This is a genomic window from Lonsdalea populi (assembly GCF_015999465.1).
GTDB lineage: Bacteria > Pseudomonadota > Gammaproteobacteria > Enterobacterales > Enterobacteriaceae > Lonsdalea > Lonsdalea populi.
The window spans coordinates 132,751-147,455 of sequence record NZ_CP065534.1; the positions used below are offsets into that span (position 1 = coordinate 132,751).

The following is a 14,705-nucleotide window of genomic DNA, read 5'->3' on the forward strand; positions in this document are numbered from 1 at the left end:
TGTAATGTCGAATGATGAATTAGAGCTGGTCTGGAAAAACATCAAAGATGAGGCGCGCAGTCTGGCCGACTGCGAACCCATGCTGGCCAGTTTTTTTCATGCGACGTTGCTGAAACACGAGAATCTGGGCAGCGCAATGAGCTACATGCTGGCAAACAAGCTGGCCAGTTCCACCATGCCCGCCATTGCCATTCGTGAAGTGCTGGAAGAGGCCTACGGGGCCGATCCTCAGATGATTGTCTCCGCCGCGCGCGACATTCAGGCCGTCTGCCTGCGCGATCCGGCGGTGGATAAATACTCTACGCCATTGCTCTACCTGAAAGGGTTTCACGCGCTGCAGGCCTACCGCATCGGGCATTGGCTCTGGCAGCAGGATCGTCGGGCGCTGGCGGCCTACTTTCAAAATCAGATCTCCGTGTCCTTTGGGGTGGATATCCATCCTGCGGCGAGCATCGGCTGCGGCATCATGCTGGACCATGCGACCGGGATCGTCATCGGCGAGACCGCTATCGTGGAAAACGATGTGTCGATTCTTCAGTCGGTCACGCTGGGCGGAACCGGTAAAACGTCCGGCGATCGCCATCCTAAAATCCGTGAAGGGGTGATGATCGGCGCTGGCGCCAAAATTTTAGGAAATATTGAGGTAGGACGTGGAGCCAAAATCGGCGCCGGTTCCGTGGTGCTGCAACCGGTTCCTCCTCATACCACCGCCGCCGGTGTGCCGGCGCGTATCGTGGGCCGACCTGAAACAGATAAACCTTCCATGGATATGGATCAGTATTTCAACGGCGCTCACGGTTTTGAATACGGAGACGGCATTTGAGCGCCGTCGATCTTGATGCTCTCAAGCGCTCTGGAATGAGGCGCACACTCGGGCGAAACGCTTTGCGTCGTCTGTCCTTGTGGTGTGATCTTCCTGAAGAGCGACGCAATTTTTCTGCCTGAGACCATACGTATTATTTCTATTTTTCCCCATCGCCGCACCCTCTGAAAAGATACCGCCTTGACGGCGTCTACGCGCGTATTATGAGTGATTGAGAACAGGGTATGTTGTTGAAATTAGCTGTACCTTCGCGGTGTTTACCCCTTTTGACCGTACTCTCGGCGCCTGTTATGGCTTCGGAGGTCGATTCCAATCATGTTTCCGCAAATGTGAGTGAGCAGGAAACGACGGCATCGGAGACAGGGTTCTGGCAACGCGCCAAAACCACCCTGTCCACGACCTGGAACGCGTCGCAGTCCTACGACCTCTATGTGCCGGCGATTACCTGACACAACCGCTGGACTTACGATAAGGAAAATGCCGAGAGTTACAATGAGCGTCCGTGGGGCGCGGGCTTCGGCGTGTCTCGGCTGGATGAGGACGGCGACTGGCACGGCCTGTATCTGATGGCGTTCAAGGACTCATTTAACAAACGGGAGCCGATTGGGGGCTACGGCTACGAAAAACGCTGGCAGCCGATGGCAGTTCTAAGCCCTCAATGTGAAATGTGGCTGACGGTTGCGCTTTATTTGTTCGGTTGTCAACCATATTTATGAAAAATCGCGCGCTGAACTCATTTACAATAGCGGTTCCTGTTGAGTGCTATTTGAGCGAGTCACCCCGTGCCATTACTCATCGTAACGACAATTCTGTGGGCCTTTTCCTTCAGCCTGATTGGCGCATACCTGGCGGGTCACGTCGACAGCTGGTTTTCGGTGTTGATGCGCGTCGGGCTCGCCGCCCTGATCTTTCTGCCTTTCCTGCGCTGGCGGGGCTATGCGCCGCGAGCGCTGCTGCTTTATCTGCTGGTGGGCGCCTGCCAGCTGGGCATCATGTACCTGTTCGCTTTCCAGGCCTATCTCTATCTCACCGTGCCGGAGTTCCTGCTGTTTACCGTCATGACGCCGCTGTATGTGACGCTGATTTACGATCTGCTAAAGCGTGAGCCGCTGCGATGGGGCTACGCGCTCAGCGCCCTACTGGCCGTGGCGGGCGCGGCGGTGATTCGGTACGACGGCATCAGCGGACAGTTCTGGTGGGGCCTGATGCTGGTACAGGCGGCCAATATCTTCTTCGCCGTCGGACAGGTCGGGTATAAGCGGCTGATGGAGGTCTATCCCATGCCGCAGCACAGCGCATTCTCGTGGTTCTATCTGGGGGCGCTGGGCGTCTCGGTGGTGGCCTGGCTGCTGTTCGGCAACGCGCACAAGCTGCCGACCACCCCGGTGCAGTGGGGTGTACTCGTATGGCTGGGCATTGGGGCTTCCGGGATGGGTTATTTCATGTGGAACTACGGCGCGACGCAGGTGGATGCCGGAACGCTGGGCATTATGAACAACTTTCACGTTCCGGCAGGCCTGCTGGTCAATTTTGCGATTTGGCAGGAACGACCGCATTGGCCGAGCTTTTTCGTCGGCTCGGCCGTTATTCTGTCGTCGTTGTGGGTGCATCAGCGTTGGGTTGTGATGCGTCCCGCACGAACGGCAGATGCGAACAGGCGTGCTGACGCGCCGAACGAATAAAAGCATCAATCACCGGCTGACGCTGCTCGCCATCGCGCACGGCGGCGTACAGTCGGCTCCACAATCCTTTCCCCAGCGTTTTGGTGACGACCAGTCCCTGACGCTCGAAGCTTTCCACCACCCAGTGCGGCAGCGCGGCGATCCCCATATGGGCCGCCACCATTTGGATAAGCAGCAGCGTATTGTCTACACTCTTCAGCGCCGGGCTGACGCCCGCTGGCTGCAGGAAGTGACGCCAGATATCCAGGCGCTGGCGCTGCACGGGGTAGATCATCAGCGTTTCCTCACTGAGATCTTCCGGGTCGATCTGCGCTTTGGCCGCCAGCGGATGGTCGGGGGACAGCACCAGCCGGACTTCGAAGTCGAACAACGGCGAATAGTGCAGGCCGCTGCGCGGCAAAATATCCGAAGTCATCACCAGATCCAGCGTTCCTTGCTGCAGAGCGGGCTGCGGGTCGAACGTGACGCCGGACTTGAAGTCCATGGCGACCTGCGGCCAGCTCTGATGAAAATTGTCCAGCGCCGGCGTCAGCCACTGAATGCAGCTGTGGCATTCAATGGCCAGACGCAGCGTGGCCTGGTGAGGCTCGTGGCAGGCCTGCAGCGCCTGCTGGATTTGCGGCAGCACCTGCTCCGCCAACTGCAGCAGGATGTCCCCTTGCGGAGTGAATCGCAGCGGTTGGCTCTTACGGACGAATAGCCGGAATCCTAAACGTTGTTCCAGATCGCTAAATTGATGCGATAACGCGGATTGCGTTTGATGGAGCTGTGCGGCGGCGGCGGCTAACGATCCCGTATTGCGCAGCGCCAGCAGCGTCCGTAAGTGTTTAAGTTCGATCATGAGAGTCCTTCACAGTGACAGTGAATAAATTGCGCTTGTGCTGACTACACTACCTGCGGATTATGGATGTGTAAACATCTGGACGGCTAAATGGGAATTCAAGCATGGCAATTGTAAATCATACTCTCGGTTTTCCTCGCGTCGGTTTGCGTCGTGAGCTGAAAAAAGCACAGGAAAGCTATTGGGCAGGGAACATCACCCAGGAAGAACTGCTGGCCGTGGGCCGCGATCTGCGCGCCCGCCACTGGCAACAACAAAAGGATGCCGGCGTGGACCTGCTGCCGGTGGGCGATTTTGCCTGGTACGATCATGTATTAACCACCAGTCTGCTGCTCGGCAACGTGCCGGCGCGTCACCGGAACGCGAATGGTTCTGTCGATCTGGATACGCTGTTCCGCATCGGCCGTGGTCGTGCGCCAACCGGGGAACCGGCTGCTGCAGCGGAAATGACCAAGTGGTTCAATACCAACTACCACTACATGGTGCCTGAATTTACCCGGGGTCAGCGTTTCAAACTGACCTGGACGCAACTGCTGGATGAAGTCGATGAAGCGCTGGCGCTGGGTCATAAAGTCAAACCCGTCCTGTTGGGACCGGTTTCCTATCTGTGGCTGGGTAAAGTGAAAGGCGAGGCGTTTGATCGCCTGTCGCTGCTGAACGATATCCTGCCGGTATACAAGCAGGTTCTGGGCGAACTGGCGAAACGCGGCATTGAATGGGTACAAATCGACGAGCCGGCGCTGGCGCTGGAACTCGAAGACAAATGGCTGTCGGCGTTCAAACCAGCCTACGATGCGCTGCAGGGTCCGGTGAAACTGCTGCTGACCACCTATTTTGATAGCATCGGCCAGAATCTGGATACCATAAAGGCGCTGCCGGTTCAGGGGCTGCACGTTGACCTGGTGCACGGCAAAGACGACGCCGCTGCGCTGAACGCTCAGCTACCGGCGGATTGGGTGCTGTCTCTCGGCGTGATCAACGGCCGTAACGTCTGGCGTGCGGACCTCAGCGCCTGGTACGAACGTCTGCAGCCGCTGGTTGGGAAACGTGCGTTGTGGATCGGTAGCTCTTGCTCGCTTTTGCATAGCCCCATCGACCTGAGCGTAGAAACGCGTCTCGACGATGAAGTGAAAAGCTGGTTCGCCTTCGCGCTGCAAAAATGCAGTGAACTGTCACTGTTGACCACCGCGCTGAACAGCAGCGACGGTAAGCCGCTGGAAGTTTACAGCGCGCCGATCCGCGCTCGCCGCACTTCAACCCGCGTACACAATGCGGCGGTGGAAAAACGTCTGGCCGCCATTGTGGCGAAAGATAGTCAGCGTCAGCATCCTTATCCAGAGCGTGCTGAAGCCCAACGCGCCCGCTTCCGACTGCCGTCATGGCCGACGACGACCATCGGTTCATTCCCGCAAACCACCGAAATCCGCAGCCTGCGTCTGGACTTCAAACAGGGGCGCCTGGATGGTCAGCACTATCGGACGGGAATTGCCGAGCACATCAAACAGGCGATCACCGAGCAAGAGCGCCTGGATCTGGATGTTCTGGTGCACGGTGAAGCCGAGCGTAACGACATGGTCGAGTATTTCGGGGAACATTTGGACGGTTTCGTCTTTACGCAGAACGGTTGGGTACAGAGCTACGGCTCCCGCTGCGTGAAACCGCCAGTCATTATCGGTGACATCAGCCGCCCGGAACCGATCACCGTCGAGTGGGCGAAGTACGCGCAGTCCTTAACCAGCAAGCCGGTGAAAGGCATGCTGACCGGTCCTGTGACCATCCTGTGCTGGTCATTCCCGCGTGAAGACGTCAGCCGTGAAACCATCGCCAAGCAGATTGCGTTGGCGCTGCGTGACGAAGTCGAAGATTTGGAAAAAGCCGGCATCGGCATCATCCAGATCGACGAACCGGCGCTGCGCGAAGGTTTGCCGCTGCATCGCTCCGACTGGAAAGCCTATCTGGAATGGGCCGTGGAAGCGTTCCGTCTGAATGCCGCGATTGCTCAGGACGACACGCAGATCCACACCCATATGTGCTACTGCGAGTTCAACGACATCATGGATTCCATCGCTGCGCTGGATGCCGATGTGATTACCATCGAAACCTCGCGTTCCGACATGGAGCTGCTGGAGTCGTTCGAAGAGTTCGAATATCCGAACGAAATCGGCCCCGGCGTCTACGACATTCATTCGCCGAACGTCCCAAGCGTGGAATGGATTGAGGCGCTGCTGCGCAAGGCGGCGGAATACGTCCCTGCCGACCGTCTGTGGGTGAACCCGGACTGCGGTCTGAAAACCCGCGGTTGGCCGGAAACGCGTCAATCACTGGCCAACATGGTGCAGGCGGCCAAACGTCTGCGTGAAACGCAGGCCTGATAGCCGACGAGAGAGCCGTCCGTCAGTGTCCCGGTGTTTTGCCGGGACGCATCAGTCGCCAGCATGTCTCAACGGGGGAACGATCGTTTCCCCGTTTTTTTATTTCGTGTCCTGACCGTTCAGTTCGCATTTTCCCCATCCGTCCCGGCGATCTTATTTAACCATCATGTTTTTAGCGCCTGGTGCGGCGTTCAGGCGAACGCCAGGTCATCTGCCTATTTCACCGAATTCAGCCGCCGCTGTTAACACGGCGGCGTGGCGCGTGGGTCGCTATCGTGAAGGCGTTGGCTGTTCGGTGGGCTTCTTCGCTTTTGGCATGTCTTCGCTGGACAAAAGGATCTTCGCCGTCTGAAAACGCTATTGGTCAACTGAGGCGGTGGAGATAGGGGGGGAGCGTGGGTTCCGGGAGTACGGACAGGACCTTCAGCTTTTTCAGCGTTCGATTTTGAGCATTCGCCAGATGCTCATCCAGCGTCTGCGCCGCGAGGTCCCAGCGCCCTTCTAACAGTTGTTCATAGATAACCTGATGCTCATTCACCATGGCGTCATCAACGGGCAGTGAAAGTGTTTCATGGAAGATGCGCGCGATAGTCAGGGTGGAGTGACTTTGCCGAAGAATATCGACCAGCGTGCGGTTGCCCGCAAACTCGAGACTGAGCAGATGAAGATCGTCTTCAACCTGCTCAAGTTCGGCTCCCGTGCTGACCTTGCTGGTTCGAATGCGTTCAATATGCGTCAGGCTGGCTTCGATGTGTTCTGGAGGGATACGCGGCCCGGCCCGCCGCAGCGCTGTGGGTTCAAGACTGGCCCGAACTTCGTAATGCTCGCGAATTTCACGGGCGGTTAGCGGCCCGGCCAGCCATTGGGAATAGGGCTCTTTCTCGACCAGACCGCGATCGCGCAGCCGCATCAGGCTTTCGCGGATGACGTTGCGGCTAACGTGGTAAAACTCAGCTGCTCTGGCCTCGTTAAGCTGGTAATGACCAAAGACCATACAGGTGGACAGCGCTACATGCAGGTCGCTGAGCACTTTTTCACCGGTGCTGCGTGTGTCCACCAGCTCTTGCTGCTGATCAAACCCAAGCATGGTGCGGTTGAGCGGCATACGAACAGGCTCGATTTCCGGGTCTTCTGACGCCACGATGAAGCCACGGCCTTCGAAGCGACTGATCAACCCTTCTTCATGCAACAGTCCGAGAGCCCGGCGGACGGGAACACGGCTGGTACCGAACAATTCGGCTAGCGGTCCTTCCAGCATAACCAATCCGACAGGCAACGTTTTTGCTTTGATGGCCTGCTGCAATACCTGATGGATCATTTCGTAACGTGCTGTGCCGCGAATGTCCGGCTTTTTATCATCGTGTGTAGTTAACATCCTTTATGACATCGTCTCCTGCCATGCGTATGCCGTCATTATTGCACACCTCTACGGCGATGTGCGTGACTGATAGCGGTTGATGAAGAGGTTGTCTGGGCAATACAGACCCTATAATGGATGCTTTAATATTAAGATACGTTTATGGCTAACACTCATTCTGTCAGTGAGCTTTCGGGTAGAGATGTTGGTATGTGACCTTTTTTTAAGCGGCGTCGATACATCTATCTACTATTTTTGCTGTTGGCGATAACCTTTTATTTTTTGTTGTCTCAGTCGCCCATTTATCTGACGAAGAGTCATTGGTTCATTTGATATTTTCACCCGGCTGGCCTTGGCTGGTTCTCTGTGCCGGGACAGCGTTTTTTATGATTGACGACGGCCCATTCACATCGGCCGGATTAGGGAGAATAGGATGTCATTACAGGGTAAACGCATTGTTATCAGCGGCGCAGCCAGCGGTATCGGCTCCGCTATCGCTGAACTTTTCTCACACAACGGGCCGCGTCTATTGTTGTCCGATCGCGATGCGGGAGGACTGGAACACGTCGTCGAGCGCTGTCGCCAACGCGGGGTTGAATGCCATGGCAGCATTGTGGATGTCGGCACGCCGTCGGGTGCGCAGCAAAGCGTTGACGACTGCATCCGGCACTACGGCGGTATTGATGTACTGGTCAACAATGCGGGGCGGTTGACGCAGTCACTTTGTGAAGCGATTACGCTGGAGATGTGGGAGGAAATGATGGCGGTAGACCTGCGCAGCGTATTTATCTCTTCCCAGCGGGCGCTGCCGTGGATGCGGCGCCAGCGCTGGGGGCGCATCATCAACATCGCCTCTCAGCTGGGTATCAAAGGAGGGGCCGAGCTGTGCCACTATGCGGCGGCGAAAGCCGGCGTCATTGGATTCACCAAGTCGCTGGCGCTGGAGATGGCTCCGCACAACGTATTGGTCAACGCCATTGCTCCCGGCCCGATCGCGACGCCGATGATTGACGGCATCAGTAGCGACTGGAAAAAAGCCAAAGCCACGGAGCTGCCGTTAGGACGGTTTGGCAAGGCTGACGAGGTCGCACCGGCCGCGCTGCTGCTGGCCAGCGATCCTGGCGGCAACCTCTTTGTCGGTCAAACGCTGGGGCCGAATTCCGGCGATGTTATGCCATGACCCACAAAATGCCGGCGTTGGGTTTGAGCGAAGATCCTGAACGCCGCCAACTGCGGTTGGTTGACGATTGCGGTATCGTCGATTCTGGACAATGGTGACGCAATAACGTGCTCACACGCCCGCACAAATTGGCGCGAGCGCGCCAGAATTTATGGCAACACGAGGGTTCTCAGGACGGTTTAACGGTTCGCCCGTGGAGGAGATGTTGGCATGGTCCACCTCAATTAAGCTTGGAGGGTATTATTATCGTGAAAAAAATGCACCTCCCCATCGCTCTTCGGGGATCTCTTCGCTTTTCTCCCCGTCAGCACGTCGGCAAACCGCCGGTGACATGCCTGCGCCCTTGCGGCGAGGAAACATCATGAGTCGGGAGATTCGCATTTCAGGACGCGAAAGCGTCAGTAGGCGCTTTCAGACGCCATTGATCATGACAAGCGGCGGGCAATGATGAAGAGCAGCGGTGTGACCTTACGAGTACTGGGAACCTCAGTGACGCTGCTGGAGCTGCTGCGCCAGCAAGCCGAGCAGGATTTAGGCCTGCGTATCGACTATCGGGTATGCAGCGTCAAAGAAGCGCAGCGCATTGCGGTCATGCACCCTGAAAGTTACGATCTGTATGACCAATGGTTTCACAATATCGACTTTGTCTGGCCGGCGCAGGCGATCCAGCCGCTTGAGATCGCTAGGTTGCAGTATTGGGATGAAATTAACGATCTCCCCAAACGAGGCACGCTGTATCCCGGTCAAACGCTGAGCTGCGGCAGCGTACCTTCTCATCGCCTCTATGTGCAGGAGAACGGTGAGCTGGGCGCCAATCCTACCGATCGAATCAGCATGCTCCCGCTGACGCACAACACAGACAGCTTCGCGTACCAGGTTGAGCAACTGCCCGCGTCGCTAATCGGTACGGAGGAGAGCTGGGGATGGCTGGTGAATCCCGCATTCTTTGGCAAGGTCGCGTTGCAGGATGACGCTTCGATAGGCGTGTTGGACGCCGTGCTGGCGGTGCAAGCGCGTGGACTGTTCAAGTTCGGCAACGTGGGCAACCTGACGCTGGAAGAGATCGACCTGCTGACCGATATATTGGCCGGTCTGCGCAGGCAAGGGCATTTTGCCGCGCTGGGTTCTACGCATGACGAAGCCAGCAAACTCATCGGTAATCAACTGGTATGCATACAGAGCCTGTGGGCGCCGACGTACTTTCGGCATCACTTCCGCCAAAAAGGGTTCAAGCTGGCGGTGCCGAAAGAGGGCTATCGCGCCTGGTACGGCGGCCTTTCGCTATCGCGTTGTGTCAGCGGGCGTTTGAAAGAGGCTGCCTATGATTACCTGAACTGGTGGCAGTCCGGCTGGCCGGGGGCGGTCATGGCGCGACAGGGCTACTATATTTCCAATCCGCAGCGCACGCGCGCGTATCTCTCCGACGCCGAATGGGATTTCTGGTACGGCGGTAAACCCGCAGCCGAAACGCTGCCGGATACCCGCGGCAATCCATTGATTATGCCGGGCGAACTGCGCGACGGGGGGAGCTACGAGCAGCGTATAGGGCATATCGCCGTCTGGAATTCGGTGATGGATGAGCACAACTATCTCGTGCGGCGCTGGCAGGGCTTCATCCACGCCTGATCGCTGACAGACGGCGGCGATCGCCTTGCTTACGCGATGTTGGAGCAACGGTCGTGGTGCCGATACCTCGCGCTGGCTGAGCGATATCGCCGCCCTCATCGCCTTATGGAAAATTTATTCATAATAGAGTGGTATCAGGAAATGATGATCCTTTAGCGATCGGTCACGCTCACTGAGTCACCGGGCGAACGGCGCTAGGTTAGGGTGATACCCTCTGAATTTACTACACCGATGGAGAGCGATATGTCAGACGTATTTCACCTTGGATTAACAAAGGAAGATTTGCTCGGCGCCGAACTGGCGATTGTTCCGGGCGATCCGGCGCGGGTTGAGAAAATCGCCCGTCTGATGGAGAACCCGGTATTTCTGGCATCCCATCGAGAATTCACTTCCTGGCGCGCCGAACTGGCGGGACAGCCGGTGATTATCTGCTCGACCGGCATCGGCGGGCCGTCTACGTCGATTGTGGTGGAAGAGCTTGCGCAGCTGGGTGTCCGCACGTTTCTGCGCGTCGGCACGACCGGAGCGATCCAGCCTCATATCGCCGTAGGCGATGTGTTGGTGACGACGGCGGCGGTACGTCTCGATGGCGCCAGCCTGCATTTTGCGCCGATGGAATACCCGGCCGTCGCGGACTTCGCCTGCACGTCGGCGCTGGTGGAGGCGGCTCGCGCCGCCGGTCATACGCTGCACGTCGGCATCACCGCCTCTTCCGATACGTTTTATCCGGGACAGGAGCGCTACGACACCTTCTCAAGCCGGGTCGTGCGCCGTTTCCGCGGGTCGATGGAGGAGTGGCAGAGCATGGGGGTGCTGAACTATGAAATGGAGTCCGCAACGTTGCTGACGATGTGCGCCAGCCAGGGGCTGCGCGCGGGGATGGTCGCGGGCATTATTGTGAATCGCAGTAAGCAGGAGATCCCGGACGTCGCGACGATGAAGCTGGCCGAAACCGCGTCGGTGAACGTGGTGCTGGCGGCGGCGCTTACGCTGCTTTCCTGAATCCATTCATGCCAACTCATTAAAGGAATGCTATGACGTTAGCCAAGATGCTGCACCCTTCCGTCCTGCCGCTGAACGGCGGGATCAATTTTCGCGATCTAGGCGGGCTGGCTACGGCCGACGGTCGGCGAGTCCGCCCCGGCAAGCTGCTGCGTGCGGGGTCACTGAATGAACTGAACGATCGGGATCTTACGTTTCTGGCTGAGGTGCCGGTTGCGCACGTGGTTGACTATCGCGATATCTCGGAGGCCGCGCTGCGTCCTGACCGGCTATGGGAAGGTGTCAGTTATCACGCCGTCCCGGCTAATCCGCCGAGTCATGAGGTGACCGCCAATCTTGAATCGCTGGGGGCGGAGACGCTGGCCGAGCTGGATGCGCGCGCTTTCATGCTCACCGTCTACGAACGGCTGCCGTTCGAAAACAGCGCCTACCGTCATCTGGTCCAACTGTTGCAGGCGCCGGGCGAGGGCGCGCTGGTGCAGCATTGTGCGGTGGGCAAGGACCGGACCGGCGTCGGCGTCGCGCTGGTGTTATTCGCGCTGGGCGCGGATGAACAGACGGTCATGGAAGACTATCTTCTGACGGAAACCACGCTGGAGCCATTCCGCCAGCGCCTGATGGAAGAGCTGACGCCTGTGCTGGGCGAGGCGGCAATGCGGCCGTTCGCTTTCATTTTATCGGCTCGAGAGGAATTTTTGCAGACCGCGCTGCGGACGATCCGTGAGCGACACGGCTCGATAGACAACTGGTTGATGCGGGATTACGGATTGGATGCGCCAGCGCGGGAACGCCTACGAGAACGCTATCTGGATTAAGCGCGATAGCAAAAAGGCGGGCCGACCTTGCCGCACGGTGATGGGGCATGACTGGTCCGCATATAGCGATCTCGTCTGGCCGCGACAACGGCGCAGAACGCGTTGTCGCGGCCAAACGGGCTGGGTGCGTCGCCGCCGTTTGACGGACGGGCGTCAGCCAGTATTGCGCATTCCTGCGGCGACCCCGGCGACGGTGATCATCAATGCTTGCTCTACATCCGGGTCCGGCGTCTCCTGCTGGCGGCAGCGGTGCAGCAATTCGGCCTGCAGAACGTTGAGCGGGTCGGTATAGACGTTGCGCAGCGAGATGGATTCCGCGATCCAAGGCAGGTCCGCCATCAGGTGGTCGTCGTTGGAGATGGTCAACACCGCTTTGATGTCTTTTTCCAACTGTCCGCGCAGCTGACGCCCCAGCGGCCACAAATCTTCCCCCACCAGACGCTGATCGTAGTATTCCGCCAGCCACAGGTCGGTTTTAGAGAAAACCATTTCCAGCATGCCGATACGGGTGGAGAAGAACGGCCAGTCGCGGCACATCGCTTCCAGCTGCTCCTGCTTGCCGTCGTCCATCACCTTCTGCAAAGCCGCGCCCGCGCCCAGCCAGGCCGGCAGCATCAGGCGGTTCTGCGTCCACGCGAAAATCCACGGAATGGCGCGCAGGCTTTCCACCCCGCCGCTCGGACGACGTTTGGCCGGGCGCGACCCCAGCGGCAGTTTGCCCAGCTCCGGTTCCGGCGTTGCCGCGCGGAAATAGGAGACGAACTCTGGATTTTCGCGGACGTAGTAGCGGTACATATCGCAGGAGATACGTGAGAGCTCGTCCATGATGTGGTGCCACTCTTTCTTGGGCTCCGGCGGCGGCAGCAGGTTAGCTTCCAGGATTGCGGAGGTATACAGCGACAGGCTGCTGATGGTGACTTCCGGCAGACCGAACTTGAAGCGGATCATCTCGCCCTGTTCGGTGACGCGCAGACCGCCTTTCAGGCTTCCCGGCGGCTGCGACAGCAGTGCGGCATGCGCCGGGGCGCCGCCTCGGCCGATGGAGCCGCCGCGACCATGGAATAACGTCAGCGCTACGCCATATTTCTCGAAGGTTTTAATCAGCGCATCCTGCGCGCGATATTGGGCCCAGGAGGCCGCCATCACCCCCGCGTCCTTGGCCGAGTCGGAATAGCCGATCATCACCATCTGTTTGCCCTGGATCACGCCGCGATACCAGTCGATGTTGAGGAGCTGCGTCATCACGCTGTCGGCGTTGTTCAGGTCATCCAGCGTTTCAAATAGCGGAGCTACCGGCAGCGTGTAGGGGCAACCGGCTTCCTTGAGCAGCAGGTGGACGGCCAGAACGTCGGACGGCGTGCGCGCCATCGAAATGACGTAAGACGCGATGGCGTTCTGCGGGGTTTGCGCGATGACCTGGCAGGTATCCAGCACTTCCTGCGTTTCTGGACTTGGTTGCCACTGGTGCGGCAGCAGCGGACGTTTGGAATTCAGTTCGCGGATCAGGAAAGCCTGTTTGTCGGCTTCCGACCAGCTCTCATAGTCGCCCAGTCCCAGATAACGGGTGATTTCGGCGATCGCTTCGGTGTGATTGGTGCTTTCCTGACGGACGTCGATGCGGACCAGCGGCACGCCGAAGCAGTGTACGCGGCGCATGGTATCCAGCAGCTGACCGTCGGCGATAATCCCCATGCCGCAGGTGTGCAAAGAGCGGTAACAGGCGTAAAGCGGGTCCCACAGCTGCTCGTTACAGACCAGCAGGTCCTGAGGCTCGGGGGCGGATTTTCCATCAAGCTGGGTATCGAGATAGTTCAGCGTCGCGACAAGCTGAGCGCGCATTCTCTTCATCAACTGGCGGTAGGGTTCCTGAACGCTGTCGCCGCCCGCCAACTTCTGCAACTCAGGCGTACAGGCGGACATGGACAGTTCGGATACCAGTTCCTGCACATCGTTCAGGAACAGCGCCGCCGCTCTTCGGCGACCCAGCAGCAGCACGCGACGGGTGATTTTTGCCGTGACGTTAGGGTTGCCGTCACGGTCTCCCCCCATCCACGACGTAAATCGGACGGGCGTCGCCTCTACCGGCAGACGATAACCGAGCTCTTGCTCCAGTTGTTCGTCCAGTTCGCGCAGAAAGGCGGGAACGCCTTCCCACAGGCTGTTTTCGACCACGGCAAAGCCCCATTTGGCTTCATCGACCGGCGTTGGGCGCTCTTTTCGGATTTCATCCGTGTGCCAGTACTGGGCGATAAGCTGACACAGACGGCGCATGATCTGGTGGCGCTCATAATCCGCCAAATCGTCGTGGTCGAGCTGTTTCAGGCAATGATTCACCTCACCCAGCTTATGAATTAGGCTACGACGGGTAATTTCCGTGGGATGCGCGGTCAGAACCAGTTCAATAGAGAGCGATTCCACGGCCTCGCGGATCTGATTTTCGTCCAGTTTGTCGCTGTCTTTCAGGCGGCGGATAGCCAGCGCCAGCGTTTCCGGGTTACTGGCCGCTTCTCCATGCGGTGAGATGGTGTGATATTGCTCGGCGGTGTTGGTCAGGTTGAGAAACTGGCTAAAAGCGCGCGCGACGGGCAGAAGTTCCTCGTTAGAAAGGTTTTGCAGCGTATTCAGCAGCTCTTGTCGATGCTCGTTGCTGCCTGCACGAGAGGCTTTGGAAAGTTTTCGAATGGTTTCAACACGCTCTAGTATGTTTTCTCCCAATGCGTCTTTGATGGTGTTCCCAAGCAATTTGCCGAGCATACTGACGTTGCCGCGCATTGCGGAATATTGTTCATTCATATTTGTCCCGACCCGTCTCTCGTTGTCCTGTAAAAATATTACGCTTCAAAAGTGGAGTGATGATGTTGTCTGGCAATGGAGGATCGCGCCCGTCTGTAGTCAGCGCTATCTTTACAGTTGTAACCGTTTCTGTAGTGAAAAGGCAATTTGCGAAATTTAATCACATGATCGACGAGATAAGACTAGCTTATTAAGGCCAAATAAACCCAGGCAG

The 14,705-nt window shown here is 57.9% G+C and carries 10 protein-coding genes and 1 pseudogene; 8 read left to right on the plus strand and 3 right to left on the minus strand.

Annotated elements, in window-relative coordinates:
- Positions 1 to 4 precede the first annotated feature (4 nt).
- The 3 genes and pseudogenes from cysE to I6N93_RS00625 all read left to right on the plus strand — a co-directional run bounded on the left by cysE (position 5) and on the right by I6N93_RS00625 (position 2,505).
- Positions 5 to 823, plus strand: coding sequence for a serine O-acetyltransferase (gene cysE / locus I6N93_RS00615; protein ID WP_085686988.1), 819 nt, complete (start codon positions 5 to 7; stop codon positions 821 to 823).
- A gap of 230 nt (positions 824 to 1,053) precedes the next feature.
- Positions 1,054 to 1,461, plus strand: a pseudogene (locus I6N93_RS00620) (lipid IV(A) palmitoyltransferase PagP); the annotation flags it as partial.
- A 144-nt stretch (positions 1,462 to 1,605) separates the two neighbouring features.
- Positions 1,606 to 2,505, plus strand: a complete 900-nt coding sequence (locus I6N93_RS00625) for a carboxylate/amino acid/amine transporter (RefSeq protein WP_085686990.1) — start codon at positions 1,606 to 1,608, stop codon at positions 2,503 to 2,505.
- On the opposite strand, the gene metR is transcribed toward I6N93_RS00625, so the two are convergent.
- A complete protein-coding gene (gene metR, locus I6N93_RS00630; RefSeq protein WP_085686992.1) occupies positions 2,408 to 3,346 on the minus strand; it encodes an HTH-type transcriptional regulator MetR in 939 nt (312 codons plus the stop codon). The genes I6N93_RS00625 and metR overlap by 98 nt on opposite strands.
- A 104-nt stretch (positions 3,347 to 3,450) precedes the next feature.
- Between metR and metE the strand changes: the two genes are divergently transcribed.
- Positions 3,451 to 5,718: a 5-methyltetrahydropteroyltriglutamate--homocysteine S-methyltransferase gene (metE, locus tag I6N93_RS00635; protein ID WP_085686994.1), complete on the plus strand. Its 2,268-nt coding sequence runs from the start codon at positions 3,451 to 3,453 to the stop codon at positions 5,716 to 5,718.
- A gap of 364 nt (positions 5,719 to 6,082) precedes the next feature.
- Here metE and I6N93_RS00640 read toward each other — a convergent pair whose 3' ends face one another.
- Positions 6,083 to 7,093: a GntR family transcriptional regulator gene (locus I6N93_RS00640; protein WP_085686996.1), complete on the minus strand. Its 1,011-nt coding sequence runs from the start codon at positions 7,091 to 7,093 to the stop codon at positions 6,083 to 6,085.
- Positions 7,094 to 7,508: 415 nt separating this feature from the next.
- Between I6N93_RS00640 and I6N93_RS00645 the strand changes: the two genes are divergently transcribed.
- From I6N93_RS00645 to I6N93_RS00660, 4 genes are all read left to right on the plus strand, one after another.
- The gene (locus I6N93_RS00645) at positions 7,509 to 8,255 is read left to right on the plus strand and encodes an SDR family NAD(P)-dependent oxidoreductase (RefSeq protein ID WP_085686998.1); all 747 of its coding nucleotides are present in this window, start codon (positions 7,509 to 7,511) and stop codon (positions 8,253 to 8,255) included.
- Between the two features lie 462 nt (positions 8,256 to 8,717).
- Positions 8,718 to 9,881 carry an ABC transporter substrate-binding protein gene (locus I6N93_RS00650; protein ID WP_232100098.1) on the plus strand — a complete coding sequence of 388 codons (1,164 nt, stop codon included), beginning with the start codon at positions 8,718 to 8,720 and terminating at the stop codon, positions 9,879 to 9,881.
- 243 nt (positions 9,882 to 10,124) lie between these two features.
- Positions 10,125 to 10,883: a uridine phosphorylase gene (gene udp / locus I6N93_RS00655; protein ID WP_085687002.1), complete on the plus strand. Its 759-nt coding sequence runs from the start codon at positions 10,125 to 10,127 to the stop codon at positions 10,881 to 10,883.
- Between the two features lie 32 nt (positions 10,884 to 10,915).
- Positions 10,916 to 11,698: a tyrosine-protein phosphatase gene (locus tag I6N93_RS00660; protein ID WP_085687004.1), complete on the plus strand. Its 783-nt coding sequence runs from the start codon at positions 10,916 to 10,918 to the stop codon at positions 11,696 to 11,698.
- A gap of 153 nt (positions 11,699 to 11,851) precedes the next feature.
- On the opposite strand, the gene ppc is transcribed toward I6N93_RS00660, so the two are convergent.
- Complete coding sequence (ppc, locus tag I6N93_RS00665; protein WP_085687006.1) at positions 11,852 to 14,491, minus strand: phosphoenolpyruvate carboxylase; 2,640 nt, start codon at positions 14,489 to 14,491, stop codon at positions 11,852 to 11,854.
- Positions 14,492 to 14,705 lie beyond the last annotated feature (214 nt).

What these genes read in the sequence shown, in the direction of transcription:
- cysE (WP_085686988.1), top strand. Translation starts at nt 5, where the DNA reads ATGTCGAATGATGAATTAGAGCTGGTCTGGAAAAACATCAAAGATGAG.
- metR (WP_085686992.1), bottom strand. Translation starts at nt 3,346, where the DNA reads ATGATCGAACTTAAACACTTACGGACGCTGCTGGCGCTGCGCAATACG.
- metE (WP_085686994.1), top strand. Translation starts at nt 3,451, where the DNA reads ATGGCAATTGTAAATCATACTCTCGGTTTTCCTCGCGTCGGTTTGCGT.
- I6N93_RS00640 (WP_085686996.1), bottom strand. Translation starts at nt 7,093, where the DNA reads ATGTTAACTACACACGATGATAAAAAGCCGGACATTCGCGGCACAGCA.
- I6N93_RS00645 (WP_085686998.1), top strand. Translation starts at nt 7,509, where the DNA reads ATGTCATTACAGGGTAAACGCATTGTTATCAGCGGCGCAGCCAGCGGT.
- udp (WP_085687002.1), top strand. Translation starts at nt 10,125, where the DNA reads ATGTCAGACGTATTTCACCTTGGATTAACAAAGGAAGATTTGCTCGGC.
- I6N93_RS00660 (WP_085687004.1), top strand. Translation starts at nt 10,916, where the DNA reads ATGACGTTAGCCAAGATGCTGCACCCTTCCGTCCTGCCGCTGAACGGC.
- ppc (WP_085687006.1), bottom strand. Translation starts at nt 14,491, where the DNA reads ATGAATGAACAATATTCCGCAATGCGCGGCAACGTCAGTATGCTCGGC.